We start from the raw sequence: 12,850 nt of genomic DNA on the forward strand, positions 1-12,850 counted from the left end.
AGTTTTACAAAATCTATGGAAGAAGTTAATATCATTCAATTATTATTTTATTTACTACCCGCTGTAATTGTAGCCTTGGTAGCTTACTACTTTTTTAACTCTTATTTTAAAGAGGAACAAAAACGTAGAATGTATCAACTAAGAGCAGAAAACAGCAGACAAGCGCTTCCGTTAAGGCTTCAAGCGATAGAAAGAATGACCTTGTTTTTAGAACGGATAGATCCAGGAAGTCTTATCATTAGAGTGAAACCTTATAATGAAGATCAAGTGGATTACGAAAACTTACTGATTAAAAATATTGAGCAGGAGTTTGAACATAATCTCGCTCAACAAGTTTACGTGAGTATAGAATGCTGGAATGCCATAAGAGCTACTAAAAATGCTACCATCGCACTTATTAGAAAAGCGAATAAAATGGAAGAAGTAAACAGTCCCGATAAATTAAGGGAATTGATTTTGAGCCAGATGGTAGAAAAAACTTCTCCTAGCCAAACGGGAATTGCTTATTTAAAGAAAGAAGCGAGAGATATTTGGTAGTTACTCATTCTTTTCTAACCGAAGCTCGTTTTCATGTAAACTTTTTGCTTTCTTTTCGGCGTAATCAAAGCCTTGCTGCCACCAGTTGGTCATCAGTTTTTTATCAAAAATTAAAGAATTTTCGGTGAGTTTACTGGGAGTATAATAAAGATTTAAAATTACATCCCTATTAATCGCAGCTAATTTCCCTTCTATAATATTGCTCTTCTCTACTTGGTCGAGCATATACCCAAAAAGGTTTACCATTAAGGAGAAAGGGTTTTTCCCCAACACCTTATTGTATTCCATATTCTCAGATTCTAGAATCACCGCATCAATCTCTGTGGCGCCACGCCTTATGGCTTCCCGAATAGGAACCATACAACCAAAACCACCGTCGGCGTATTCAAAGCCATCTTTCTTGGCTATACTCATAAACGGAACGTAGTTGCAAGAAATCCAAATCCAATCGCAAAATTCTTCGTAAGTAAAGTCTTTAATCGATTTATATTCGATTTGATTTTTACTCAAATTAGAAACCGTCACCACCAAATCTGTTACCGTAGATTTAATTTCAAGAAATTCTGCTTTGGTAAGTTTTTTTCGAATAAGTTTTTTTAGGTTTTTACTTTCTCCAAAAGTTCGTTTTTTCTTTAAAAACTGAAGAATAGTCGTCAAATAATTAATACTTACATACTCCCTGTTCCCTTCTTTTTTTATTACTAACGGATTTAAACTAAAAATACTGGTTTGGTTCACATTGGTGTAAATATCGTGCAGTTTGGTAAGTTTCCCTAAGGCGAGATGTGAAATCAATAAACTTCCTGTAGACGAGCCTATAAAAATATCGTATTCCTTTTTCTGCTCTCGTATAAGGTGCTCGGCAACTCCGCCCGCATAAGCTCCTTTACTCCCTCCGCCAGATATCACTAATGCTCTCATAAATTATATTTCTTTTTTGCATAAGCCGCATGATCACTTGGAATCTCGTCTACTAAAGCCATAAGCTGCGCCCTATGTTTGGTATTTTCCCATAAGGTGTCTAACAATTGCCTACAATAACTTCTAAAACGCCATACCTGATGCTTGGTTCCTTCAAATAAGTCTTCATAGCTTTGCTGTGAAAACGTATCTATTTGGTAGAGATATCCCAATGCATTTTCTCTAATCGCATAATCATAAGATGCGGAAGTGTATTTAGATAATTTTTTAAAAACCTCTTGTTTTTGATCCTTTTCATAAGCAGGCGAAACCAAATGTAAGGTAAGCCATAAGATTTCTATATTTTTATCTTGAAAACCTTCTACTCCTTTTAATTTCTCAAAGTAAGCCGTTCTACTTTCTGTAAAATTTTGCCATAAATTCATCAAGGCTTTTTCTTGAGTAAGGTAAGAGTCATCTTCCAATAAACTTTCCATATCTTCTTTTAGCTGCCGCGGAGTTTCTCTCAACGTAATCGCAATTGCTTGCCGAGTAAGTAAGTTGTCACTCGCAAAGGCTTTTTTATACAAAGCCATTACTTCTTCAGGCTTTTCTTGTGCCAATTGATACACCACTTCTTGACCAAAATAATCGTTTACGGGTTGTTGTAAAGCAAGCTGTAGCTGATTCTTTTTGTCTTCCAAATCCAACTTCCGTAAAGCTTTTAATGCTAAAAGTTCTTTTATAAAGTCCGACTTTTTTAAAGATGCCAAAGATTCATCAGCCTTAAACGCCGACTGAAACAACCAATCTTTTTTAAAGAGCGATAAATCGGTTTTACTGGCCAATTCCATTTCTTTTAGAAAAGCGTCGGTGTTTACACTTTGATAAGCGTATTTCATCAAATAAGTCTTTACTCCTTTTCTAAAAGCCTCCTCTCCTACGTTCTCTTTTAAAATATGAAGCGCCCAAGCTCCTTTTTGATAAAAAGTAAGCGAACTTGCTTTGGCGTTTAACAAAGCCTCCCCTTCTCCCGCATCACTTAATTCTTTGAGTTGCTCTGCCGTTTCGTACAATTTATAATAGTAGTAATCCTCTCCAAAAACTTCCCGCTCGGCTAATAAAGCATAAAAAGTAGCAAATCCCTCTTGCAACCAATGATGTTCGCTAGAAGTTGCCGTAACAAAATTCCCAAACCATTGGTGTGCTAATTCGTGTGCATTAACATTTACATAATTACGATCTATAAATCCCGTATCATCGGTGATAAACTGATTAGAAAATAAAGTAGCCGTCGTGTTTTCCATTCCTGCATATAAAAAATCCCTTACCGGAACTTGTTTATAGTCTTGCCAAGGAAATGGAATTCCTATTTCGGTTTCAAAAAAGTCAAAAATTTGCTTAGAGTAACGATAGGTAGCTTCTACTTTATCTTTGTTTTCGGGTTCATAATAGTATTGTAAAGCAATCCCAGATTCCGTTTTTTCTTCCGCGAAAGCGTAATCGCCAACCGCCACTGCTACCAAATAACTACTCATAGGGTTTTGCATATCGTACTTCCAAATGCGATCTTCTCCTTTTGTTTTTTTGGAAGTAAGTTTTCCATTTGCAATGACTTCGTAGGCTTTGGGCACTTGATAACTTAAATCAAATTCAATTTTATCATTCACATCGTCTATGCTTGGTAACCAATGCGACGTATATTTCCCCTGACCTTGCGTCCAAATTTGATTGCTTCCGGTATTATCCCAACCTACAAAATACATGGTTTGAGCGGGTGTTACTTGATAATTGAACTTAAACGTATAGGTTTTCCCTGCTTTAAAATTGCCTATAAACCATAGTTTATCTTTTGTAGCGCTGAGCTGAAACTCGCTCTTCTCCAATCCTTTTACCGTAGCTTTTTTAGCATCTAAATAAATAGAATCTGTAGGTTTTAAAACCTTCAATTCTACCTGAAGCTTTCCGTCTACACTTTTCATCTCAGGAAGTAAGTGAATATTTCCAGAAATCTTCTGAATATCTACCCTAGAAGTTTGTTGAGCTTTTAAGTACAACGGACATAGAAGTAAGATCAACCAAATAAAGTGCTTCATAATTTTATTTTAATCCCTCGTGGAGGTCTAATCGTTTCCTAGCAAAAAACTATGCTTAAACTTTCTAAGCTTTTAGGAGATTATTTCGTTCTTCGAAAATACAAAACCTAGCGCATTTCTAAAGGATACTCGTAAAGATTGTTCGTTTTTAAATGTAAAATTTTTATTTTTAGAAGAAAGGGTTTTTAATATTTCATATCTTCGTTTTTATGAATACGAGTTCGCTGCAAACCCCCATAGATTACTTAAAAGGCGTTGGTCCCAATCGGGCAGAAGTACTTCGTAAAGAGTTGGGAATACATACCTATCAAGATCTTTTAAATCTCTTTCCCAACCGGTATATCGATAAAACCAAGTATTATAAAGTAGCAGAAATTCAGCGGAATTCTGCCGAAATTCAATTGGTAGGAAAGATTACTCACCTTAAAATTGTAGGTAAAAAAAGAGGCAAACGCTTGGTAGCCGATTTTGTTGATGAAACCGGAAAGATAGAACTGGTGTGGTTTCGCGGACATAAATGGTTAAAGGAATCCTTAAAAATTAATGTTCCCTATGTTATTTTTGGGAAAGTCAATTGGTTCAACAACTCCGTTTCCATGCCGCACCCAGATATGGAGCTGCTCCAAGAGCACGAAGCCAGCATAAAAATGGCGATGCAGCCTATTTATCCTTCTACAGAAATGCTGAGCAATAAGGGGTTAAGCAATAAAGTGCTTTCCAAAATGTTGCAGCAATTATTTTCTGAAAGCAAGCAAGGCTTTACGGAAACGCTCCCACAATCTATTTTAAAAGAACTCAAATTAATCTCTAAAAGTGAAGCCATATTAAACGTTCACTTTCCACAATCTCCAAATAAACTTGCTTTAGCGCAATACCGCTTAAAGTTTGAAGAATTGTTTTACATTCAGTTGCAACTTCTTCTTAAAAACTTGATTCACAAACAAAAAATTAAAGGGTTTCCCTTTACGGAAGTAGGCTCGTATTTTAATGAATTTTATCAAAATCATTTGCCCTTTGAGCTTACTAACGCGCAAAAAAGGGTGATTAAAGAAATAAGAAGCGACTTGGGAAGCAATGCCCAAATGAACCGTTTGCTACAAGGTGATGTAGGTTCGGGAAAAACCATTGTAGCTTTAATGGCTTGTTTATTGGCATTAGACAATCGTTTTCAAGCCTGCTTAATGGCACCTACAGAAATTTTAGCCATTCAGCATTACCAAGGACTTACGGAACTCTGCGAAAAACTTCCTATTAAAATTTCTTTGCTTACAGGATCTTCAAAAACCAAGCAGCGACGCGAAATTCATGAAAGTCTAGAAGATGGTTCGTTGCATTTACTCATTGGTACACACGCTTTATTGGAAGACAAAGTGAAGTTTAAAAATCTAGGTTTGGCCATTATAGATGAGCAACACCGTTTTGGCGTGGCGCAACGTTCTAAATTATGGCATAAAAATACCTTACCGCCGCACGTTTTGGTGATGACTGCCACTCCCATTCCTAGAACCTTGGCGATGAGTTTATATGGAGATTTAGATATTTCGGTGATTGATGAGCTTCCGCCAGGAAGAAAAGCGATTAAAACGGTACACCGATTTGATTCTAATCGGTTGAAAGTCTTTCGATTTATGCGAGATGAAATCGAGAAAGGCAGACAAATTTATATCGTTTATCCCTTAATTCAAGAAAGTGAAACCATGGATTATAAGGATTTGATGGATGGTTATGAAAGTATTGCCCGGGATTTTCCTACCCAAAAATATCAAATTTCTATTGTTCACGGACAAATGAAACCCGTCGATAAAGAGTTTGAAATGAATCGCTTTGTAAAAGGCGAAACTCAAATTATGGTGGCGACTACCGTGATTGAAGTGGGCGTAAATGTTCCCAATGCCAGTGTGATGATAATTGAAAGTGCCGAGCGGTTTGGTCTTTCCCAATTGCACCAGCTACGAGGAAGAGTGGGTCGTGGCGCCGAGCAGAGTTATTGTATTCTTATGACGGGACACAAACTTTCTAAAGATAGCAAAACCCGATTGGAAACCATGACAAGAACCAATGATGGTTTTGAAATTGCTGAAGTAGACCTCAAACTGAGAGGACCTGGAGATATTATGGGCACACAGCAAAGCGGAGTTTTAAATTTACGTATTGCCGATATTGTCTTAGATAATGACATTCTCAAAACAGCTCGCTATTACGCCAAGAAAATGCTCAATGAAGACCCCAAACTTGAACAAGCAGATCACGAAGTGGTAAAAGACACTTACCGATTAATGGGAAAACATAAAAATATTTGGAATTATATTAGTTAGTTTTTGGTTTCTCGTTTCTCGTTTCTCGTTTTTAGCTTTTAGCTTCTAGCTTCTAATTTCACTCTCTTTTCCATAAAAAATCACTTTTTTAAACAATAAACTCTATTTTTATGGGGTTATTAGTGCTAACTAACATAAAACACCAACTATGAAAAAATTCACTTCCTTATGTTTCAGCGTATTCCTGCTTAGCTTTATTTGGCTAGGCAGCGCTCAGCAAAATCAGAAAACCATTGTCATCGATGCGGGTCACGGAGGAAAAGACCCTGGAAATATACAAGAAAACGTACAGGAAAAAGATTTCACGTTTCAACTTTCTAATACGCTTCGAGAAGCTCTTGAAGAGAAAGGTTATGAAGTGATTTTACTTCGTGAGAATGATGAATATATGAGTTTAAACGAACGAATAGAAAGGATAAATGAAATTAAGCCTAAGCTCGTATTAAGCTTGCACGCTAACGCTGCACATAATACTAGTAAAAACGGAATTGAGATTTATTTTGCTGAAGGTGAAGACTTAAATGAGACCAATTCAAACTTTATTTCTAAACTGACTTATAATTTAACCAGCCAAACAAAATATAAAGAAGTAAACATAAAAACCGCTAATTTTAAAATCCTAACAGAAAGCAATTCTCCAGCTTTAGTACTAGAGCTCGGATTCATGTCTAACCCAAAGGATCTAGCCTATATAAAAAGTAAGAAAGGACAACAAGAAATTGCAAAAGCCTTAACCGCGAGTTTATAATTCTTCAACGTTTAGTCCATAAAAAAAGCATCAGAAAAAATCTGATGCTTTTTTTATAAGTTTAAAAGATATACTATCCTTTAGTTTGTTGCTTCATCATGATCGCTTGGAGCTTTTGTTGTAACTCTTGATCTGATTGAAGTGCCGCTCCAATCTCTTGGTAACGATCCAAAGACAATCCGTTATCTGCAATCAATTTAGCCATATCTTCCTGAAGCTTTGGCTGCATTTTTTCAATACCTGCCATTACTTTTTTATAGTTAGCTAATTCTTCTCTAGTAGCATCTACCTCTACCTCTGGGTTTACAGTAGCCTGCTGAATGCTCTGAAAGCGATCTAATTCTAAACCTTCTTTCTGGATCATTTCAACCATGCTTTGTTGAACTTCCTGGTTTTCCATTTGTACTGCTTTATAAGCATCTGCAAATTTATTTAATTCGGAATCGCTTACTTCTGTTTGTGCAAAGGTTGCTGCACTAAATAATAAAGTTACTGCAAGGATGAAATTTTTCATGTGATTTAATTTTAACATTAATAAGGTTTTTAATAGTTCGTTTAAAAATTCAATACTAAGCATAAATATTATTCTAACCCAAAAATAGCTTCTCAAAGCTCTTTTTTTGTCAAATTATTAACAAAACGATAGTAAATTTTAATATTTATGAACTTCTACCACTTATAAAACAACTATCACACCAAAACCCCTACTTTACTATAAAGGTATATTTCCGTGTTTACGTTTAGGCCTTAAAACCTCTTTATGCTCTAGCATGCTAAAAGCTTTTAGAAGCTTTCTTCTACTATCTCTTGGCATAATTACTTCATCGATGAATCCTCGTTTAGCCGCTTCAAAAGGATTGGCAAACAATTCGGCATATTCTGCTTCTTTTTCTGCTAATTTCTCTTCAGAATCGCTAGCTTCCTTAATTTCTTTTCTAAAAATAATCTCACTTGCTCCCTTTGCTCCCATCACCGCAATTTCTGCCGTTGGCCAAGCAAAGTTTAAATCGGCTCCAATGTGTTTAGAATTCATCACATCATAAGCACCTCCATAGGCTTTACGCGTAATTACGGTTACTTTTGGCACGGTGGCTTCACTTAAAGCATAAAGTAGTTTTGCCCCGTGTAAAATAATTCCATTCCATTCTTGATCGGTTCCTGGTAAAAATCCAGGTACGTCTACCAATACTAAAAGCGGAATATTAAAACAATCGCAATAACGGGTAAATCTTGCCGCTTTTTTAGAAGAGTCTACATCTAGAACTCCTGCCAAACTCATAGGTTGATTGGCTACTACCCCAATACTTCTTCCGCCTAAGCGTGCAAAACCTACAATAATGTTTTGGGCGTAATCTTTATGGATTTCATAAAAAGTGTCTTCGTCAATAATCCCATCAATCACCTCATGCATATCATAAGGCTTATTAGAACTGTCTGGAATTAAATCATCTAGTTTCCCTCTAAGCTCGTCTCCCAATTCATAAGGCAATTTCGCTGGTTTTTCTTTATTACTTTGCGGCATGTAACTGATCAATTTCTTGATGTCTTCTAAGCAAGCAATATCATTAAAAGAGGTGATGTGTGTCACTCCAGATTTGGTAGAGTGTGTACTGGCACCTCCCAATTCTTCTGAGGTTACCTCTTCATTCGTCACCGTTTTTACCACATTAGGCCCTGTGACGAACATATAGCTCGTATCTTGAACCATTAACGTAAAATCTGTCATTGCTGGAGAATATACTGCTCCCCCGGCGCAAGGTCCCATAATGGCAGAAATCTGCGGAATTACTCCAGATGCTTTTACGTTGCGATGAAAAATATCGGCATAACCTCCTAAAGAGCGTACTCCTTCTTGAATACGTGCTCCGCCAGAATCGTTTAATCCAATCATAGGAGCGCCTACTTTTACGGCTAAATCCATTACTTTACAAATTTTTTCGGCGTGGGTTTCAGATAAAGCTCCGCCAAAAACGGTAAAGTCTTGTGCAAAGATATACACCAATTTCCCGTGGATGGTTCCGTAGCCTGTAATAACTCCATCTCCATAAAACTGTTGTTTCTCCATGCCAAAATCGGTAGTTCTGTGCGTTACCAAAATCCCGATTTCTTCAAAAGAGCCGTCATCCAGCAAATAGTCTACACGCTCTCTTGCCGTAAGCTTTTTCTTATCGTGTTGCTTAGCGATGCGCTTTTCTCCTCCTCCTAAATGCGCTAAAGCTATTTTTTCGTTTAGTTTCTCTATATTTTTACTCATAGTATGTTTCTCTTTTCAACTAAATTATGCGTTGGGTAATCTTACTTGCTGTTGGTCTTTTATATATTGCTTTAAAGCGATAAGCGCAGCCAACTTTGCTTCTTTTTCAGTTTGTTCTTCCAGCTTTTCTGGAGAATAGTAATTTTTCACAAAGTGCGTATCAAAATCTCCCGATCTAAAAGCTTCGTGTTCCATCACAAATTTCCCGAAAGGCAAGGTGGTCATCACTCCTTCTACCTCATAATCTCCAATCGCTTCAATCATTAACTGTATCGTCTCTTCCCTAGTTTTACCATAGGTGATGAGTTTTGCTAACATAGGATCGTAATAAATAGGCACTTCCATGCCTTCTTCAAATCCATTATCTACTCTTATATTTTCTCCCTCGGGAAGTCTATAGCGCTCTAAGGTTCCTACGCTAGGCAAGAAATTATCTAAAGGATTTTCTGCATATACCCTAAGTTCAATAGCATGCCCGTTGCTATGAATATCTTTTTGCTCAAAAGCTAAAGTTTCTCCTCTGGCCACACGAATCTGCTGTTCTACCAAATCGATTCCTGTGATAAATTCAGTTACGGGATGTTCTACCTGCAAACGCGTATTCATTTCTAAAAAATAAAAATTCTTCTGTTCGTCCAGTAGAAACTCTACCGTTCCGGCACCCACATAATCACATGCTCTGGCCACTTTTACGGCTGCTTCTCCCATTTTTTCACGAATCTCTGGCGTTAATATCACAGACGGAGCTTCTTCAATTACCTTTTGATGACGTCGCTGTACGCTACATTCTCGATCCATTAGATGAATCACATTTCCATGGGTATCGGCTAAAATCTGAATTTCGATATGACGTGGAGAACCCACATATTTCTCTATAAATACAGAACCATCGCCAAAAGCAGAAACCGCTTCACTAATCGCTCTTTTCATCTGGTCTTCTAACTCAGATTCTTCTTCTACCACGCGCATTCCTTTTCCTCCACCTCCAGCAGAAGCTTTAATAAGAATAGGAAATCCTATCTCCTTTGCAATTTTCTTTGCTTTTTCAGAGTCGGTGATGGCTTCATCAATTCCAGGAACCATTGGAATATCATAGGCTTTAACCGCATCTTTCGCAGCTAACTTACTTCCCATGACTTTAATCGCTTTGGACTTAGGCCCTATAAAGATGATGTTATTTTTTTCAACTTCTTCCGCGAAAGCGGCATTTTCACTTAAAAACCCATATCCTGGATGAATAGCATCTACGTTTAAGTCTTTAGCGACTTTGATAATAGTCTCGGTTTTTAGATAAGATTCGTTGCTAGGCGCCGGACCTATACAAACGGCTTCATCGGCGAATTTAACGTGAGGAGAGTTTCTATCGGCTTCAGAGAAAACCGCTACGGTTTTGATGCCCATTTGCTTTGCCGTTTGCATGACGCGAATGGCGATTTCTCCTCTATTGGCTACTAATATTTTTTTCATAATGATTTTTTGTGTGTAGAAATAGGTTTTTCTAGGTCTCTTTCCCAATGTATTTTGGGCTAAAGGAAAAACCTATTCCATTTCAATAAGCAATTGATTTTTCTCTACGGTTTCTCCTTTGGTAATAGAAACAGATTTTACCACACCATCTCGCGGAGCGGTTAAGGTGTTTTCCATTTTCATGGCTTCCAAAACCAAAAGGTAATCGCCTTCTTTAAACTTATCGCCTTCCTTTACGTTGACTTCTAAAATAAGTCCTGGCATAGGTGCTTTAATATCGTTTACCATTTGAAGCGAGCCCAAAGAAAGTCCCATCTCTTCGATAAGTAAATCCAGCTCATTGGCAATCGCTATGTCGTAAGTATTGCCATTTATTTTTACTTGATAATTTCTATTAAAAAAATCTTGCTTGGTCACTTCAACTTTTAAAGAAGTATGATCATGAAGAACGTGATATGAATTGGAAGATAAGGTTTTGACATCTAAAGATTCAATCTCTGATTGTGTTACATCGTAATCGAAGGAGTCGTTTACCTTCACATGATATTTTTGCGTCATCTTATATTTTCTTTTTGTGGAAAGTAAAGATAAAAAATTCTTTAACTATATGCAGAAAATCTATCCTCTTAAAAGTGAAGCCTACCTAAAAACACCTTCTGAAGTATTCCTTTACGGAAATTTGAATTACAAAAGCAGCTAAAACTTGAAGGAGATCTACAGGAAAAAATGAGGCTACTGAACTTGACATGTTGTAGGTGTGCAGAAATAGGAATGGATACGATTAAGAATTCCGCGGAAGCAAAATACTAAGAATCGTGCGACTTAAACCAATTCTACCTTAAGATAAGTTATATTAATAAATGTATTTTACCAACTACTGCGTTTTTCGCCTTGTACTTGAAAAAATACATTTTCAAATCCAATGGTTCATTTAAAAAAAACATGAAAAAAGGCCGTTTTTAAAAATAAAAACGGCCTTTAAATTATAAGAAGAAAAGCGAATTATGCTTCTCCTACCACATCAAAAGTTAAGGTAGAAATCACTTCTCTATGGAAGCGAAGTTTTGCCTCATACTGTCCCAATCTCTTGATGTTTCCACCAAGAACTGAAATGTACTTTTTATCGATGTCTACTCCTTCTTTCCCTAAAGCTTCGCTAAGATCTGCTGTGGTAATACTACCAAACATTTTATCTCCAGCACCAGCTTTTGCTACAAGTTTAAGCTCTAAACCGTTAAGTTTTTCTGCTTGTTTCTTAGCCTCATCAATATGCTTTTGCTCTTTGTAAGCACGTTGCTTTATGGTCTCTGCCAACACTTTCTTTGCAGAAGGCGTTGCTAACTCAGCGTGTCCTTGAGGAATTAAATAATTTCTTCCGTAACCGTTTTTCACGTTTACCAAGTCATTAGCAAATCCTAATTTATCTACGTCTCTTTTTAAAATCAATTCCATAATGTCGTTTTTTTATTTTAATAAATCACCAACGTATGGCATTAATGCTAAATGACGAGCTCTTTTTACCGCTACAGCAGTTTTTCTTTGATACTTCAAAGAAGTTCCTGTTAGTCTACGAGGTAAAAGTTTACCTTGCTCATTTACAAATGCCATTAAAAAATCTGGATCTTTGTAATCGATATACTTAATCCCTGATCTTTTAAAACGACAGTATTTTTTCGCCTTAGACGTTTCGATATTAAGCGGAGTTAAATATCTAATTTCTCCGTCTTTCTTTCCTTTTGCTTGTTGCTCTATAGATGACATAACTTACGCTTTTTCTTTGTTTCTCTTCACTCTCTTCTCTGCCCAAGCTACTGCGTGTTTGTCTAGCTTTACAGTAAGGTAACGCATCATACGCTCCTCTCTTCTAAACACTAACTCAAGAGGCTCAATCACCTCTCCATCAACTTGATACTCAAATAGATTGTAAAATCCACTTTTCTTGTGCTGAATTGGGTACGCTAATTTTTTTAGCCCCCAATTTTCTTTGTTGACCATCTTGGCTCCTTTAGAAATAAGAAAATCTTCGTATTTCTTAACTGTCTCCTTTACCTGCTCATCAGATAAAACGGGATTCAAGATGAAAACAGTTTCATAATGATTCATAAATAGTTTATTTAAATTTGAGTGCAAAAGTAATTCTTTTTTCTAATAATAACAATACAAGACTGCTTTTTGTTTATTTTTGAATTCTTTTTTAAATTATGTGATCTTTACTAAAGAACTCTATTTTAATTTTTATCAATCTTAATATTTTTACTACTTTAAATCAAGCGGGAGTAAATATAATTCAGAACCTATTCATAATTATAGATGTTTTTTTTGCAGCCTTTGTTATTATATTTAGACTTAGGTCTAGAGGAATTATTTACAGGTTCTTACTTGGCCTTTTATCAAAAGAAAAATACTTCTATAGTCTCATTCATAAAAGTAATTAATGTAGAGGTTTAGTATTAACTATACCCGTTGTGCATTTTAAATAATACTGATTTTTATGTTATTGATGTTTCTATTAAATATAAATCTATTGATATAT

12 protein-coding genes are annotated in these 12,850 nt (G+C 36.2%); 3 read left to right on the plus strand and 9 right to left on the minus strand.

Translation table 11 applies throughout. The features are described 5' to 3' along the window. Positions 1-15 precede the first annotated feature (15 nt). Positions 16-537, plus strand: coding sequence for a DUF7935 family protein (locus tag RBU60_RS07580; RefSeq protein ID WP_308864173.1), 522 nt, complete (start codon positions 16-18; stop codon positions 535-537). Here RBU60_RS07580 and RBU60_RS07585 read toward each other — a convergent pair whose 3' ends face one another. Continuing rightward, positions 538-1,458, minus strand: coding sequence for a patatin-like phospholipase family protein (locus RBU60_RS07585; protein WP_308864175.1), 921 nt, complete (start codon positions 1,456-1,458; stop codon positions 538-540). After that, positions 1,455-3,533 carry a M1 family metallopeptidase gene (locus tag RBU60_RS07590; protein WP_308864176.1) on the minus strand — a complete coding sequence of 693 codons (2,079 nt, stop codon included), beginning with the start codon at positions 3,531-3,533 and terminating at the stop codon, positions 1,455-1,457. Before RBU60_RS07590 ends, RBU60_RS07585 begins: the two co-directional genes overlap by 4 nt. 209 nt (positions 3,534-3,742) lie before the next feature. Here RBU60_RS07590 and recG point away from each other — a divergent pair, with 209 nt between their 5' ends. Both recG and RBU60_RS07600 read left to right on the plus strand, forming a co-directional pair. Further along, positions 3,743-5,848 (plus strand): ATP-dependent DNA helicase RecG, encoded by a 2,106-nt coding sequence (gene recG, locus RBU60_RS07595; RefSeq protein ID WP_308864177.1) that lies wholly within the window; start codon positions 3,743-3,745, stop codon positions 5,846-5,848. A gap of 148 nt (positions 5,849-5,996) precedes the next feature. Then, positions 5,997-6,596 carry an N-acetylmuramoyl-L-alanine amidase family protein gene (locus RBU60_RS07600; protein WP_308864179.1) on the plus strand — a complete coding sequence of 200 codons (600 nt, stop codon included), beginning with the start codon at positions 5,997-5,999 and terminating at the stop codon, positions 6,594-6,596. Positions 6,597-6,669: 73 nt separating this feature from the next. Here RBU60_RS07600 and RBU60_RS07605 read toward each other — a convergent pair whose 3' ends face one another. The 7 genes from RBU60_RS07605 to rpsF all read right to left on the minus strand — a co-directional run bounded on the left by RBU60_RS07605 (position 6,670) and on the right by rpsF (position 12,420). Then, on the minus strand, positions 6,670-7,110 hold the full coding sequence (locus RBU60_RS07605; RefSeq protein WP_308864180.1) for a DUF4168 domain-containing protein: 441 nt from the start codon (positions 7,108-7,110) through the stop codon (positions 6,670-6,672). A gap of 198 nt (positions 7,111-7,308) precedes the next feature. Continuing rightward, positions 7,309-8,850, minus strand: a complete 1,542-nt coding sequence (locus RBU60_RS07610; RefSeq protein WP_308864181.1) for an acyl-CoA carboxylase subunit beta — start codon at positions 8,848-8,850, stop codon at positions 7,309-7,311. A 24-nt stretch (positions 8,851-8,874) separates the two neighbouring features. After that, positions 8,875-10,317 (minus strand): acetyl-CoA carboxylase biotin carboxylase subunit, encoded by a 1,443-nt coding sequence (accC, locus tag RBU60_RS07615; RefSeq protein ID WP_308864182.1) that lies wholly within the window; start codon positions 10,315-10,317, stop codon positions 8,875-8,877. A 72-nt stretch (positions 10,318-10,389) separates the two neighbouring features. After that, positions 10,390-10,875, minus strand: coding sequence for an acetyl-CoA carboxylase biotin carboxyl carrier protein subunit (locus RBU60_RS07620; protein WP_308864183.1), 486 nt, complete (start codon positions 10,873-10,875; stop codon positions 10,390-10,392). Between the two features lie 444 nt (positions 10,876-11,319). Further along, positions 11,320-11,769, minus strand: coding sequence for a 50S ribosomal protein L9 (rplI, locus tag RBU60_RS07625; protein WP_308864185.1), 450 nt, complete (start codon positions 11,767-11,769; stop codon positions 11,320-11,322). 12 nt (positions 11,770-11,781) lie between these two features. Next, positions 11,782-12,078 carry a 30S ribosomal protein S18 gene (gene rpsR, locus RBU60_RS07630; protein ID WP_308864187.1) on the minus strand — a complete coding sequence of 99 codons (297 nt, stop codon included), beginning with the start codon at positions 12,076-12,078 and terminating at the stop codon, positions 11,782-11,784. Positions 12,079-12,081: 3 nt separating this feature from the next. Continuing rightward, positions 12,082-12,420 (minus strand): 30S ribosomal protein S6, encoded by a 339-nt coding sequence (gene rpsF, locus RBU60_RS07635; protein ID WP_308864188.1) that lies wholly within the window; start codon positions 12,418-12,420, stop codon positions 12,082-12,084. Between the last annotated feature and the right edge of the window lie 430 nt (positions 12,421-12,850).

Origin of the sequence: Mesonia profundi, assembly GCF_031085155.1 — a bacterium.
GTDB classification, from domain to species: domain Bacteria; phylum Bacteroidota; class Bacteroidia; order Flavobacteriales; family Flavobacteriaceae; genus Mesonia; species Mesonia profundi.

Coding starts and splice junctions, on each gene's coding strand:
- RBU60_RS07600 (WP_308864179.1), top strand. CDS start 5,997: ATGAAAAAATTCACTTCCTTATGTTTCAGCGTATTCCTGCTTAGCTTT.
- rpsF (WP_308864188.1), bottom strand. CDS start 12,420: ATGAATCATTATGAAACTGTTTTCATCTTGAATCCCGTTTTATCTGAT.
- recG (WP_308864177.1), top strand. CDS start 3,743: ATGAATACGAGTTCGCTGCAAACCCCCATAGATTACTTAAAAGGCGTT.
- RBU60_RS07585 (WP_308864175.1), bottom strand. CDS start 1,458: ATGAGAGCATTAGTGATATCTGGCGGAGGGAGTAAAGGAGCTTATGCG.
- accC (WP_308864182.1), bottom strand. CDS start 10,317: ATGAAAAAAATATTAGTAGCCAATAGAGGAGAAATCGCCATTCGCGTC.
- rplI (WP_308864185.1), bottom strand. CDS start 11,769: ATGGAATTGATTTTAAAAAGAGACGTAGATAAATTAGGATTTGCTAAT.
- RBU60_RS07605 (WP_308864180.1), bottom strand. CDS start 7,110: ATGAAAAATTTCATCCTTGCAGTAACTTTATTATTTAGTGCAGCAACC.
- RBU60_RS07590 (WP_308864176.1), bottom strand. CDS start 3,533: ATGAAGCACTTTATTTGGTTGATCTTACTTCTATGTCCGTTGTACTTA.
- RBU60_RS07620 (WP_308864183.1), bottom strand. CDS start 10,875: ATGACGCAAAAATATCATGTGAAGGTAAACGACTCCTTCGATTACGAT.
- rpsR (WP_308864187.1), bottom strand. CDS start 12,078: ATGTCATCTATAGAGCAACAAGCAAAAGGAAAGAAAGACGGAGAAATT.
- RBU60_RS07580 (WP_308864173.1), top strand. CDS start 16: ATGGAAGAAGTTAATATCATTCAATTATTATTTTATTTACTACCCGCT.
- RBU60_RS07610 (WP_308864181.1), bottom strand. CDS start 8,850: ATGAGTAAAAATATAGAGAAACTAAACGAAAAAATAGCTTTAGCGCAT.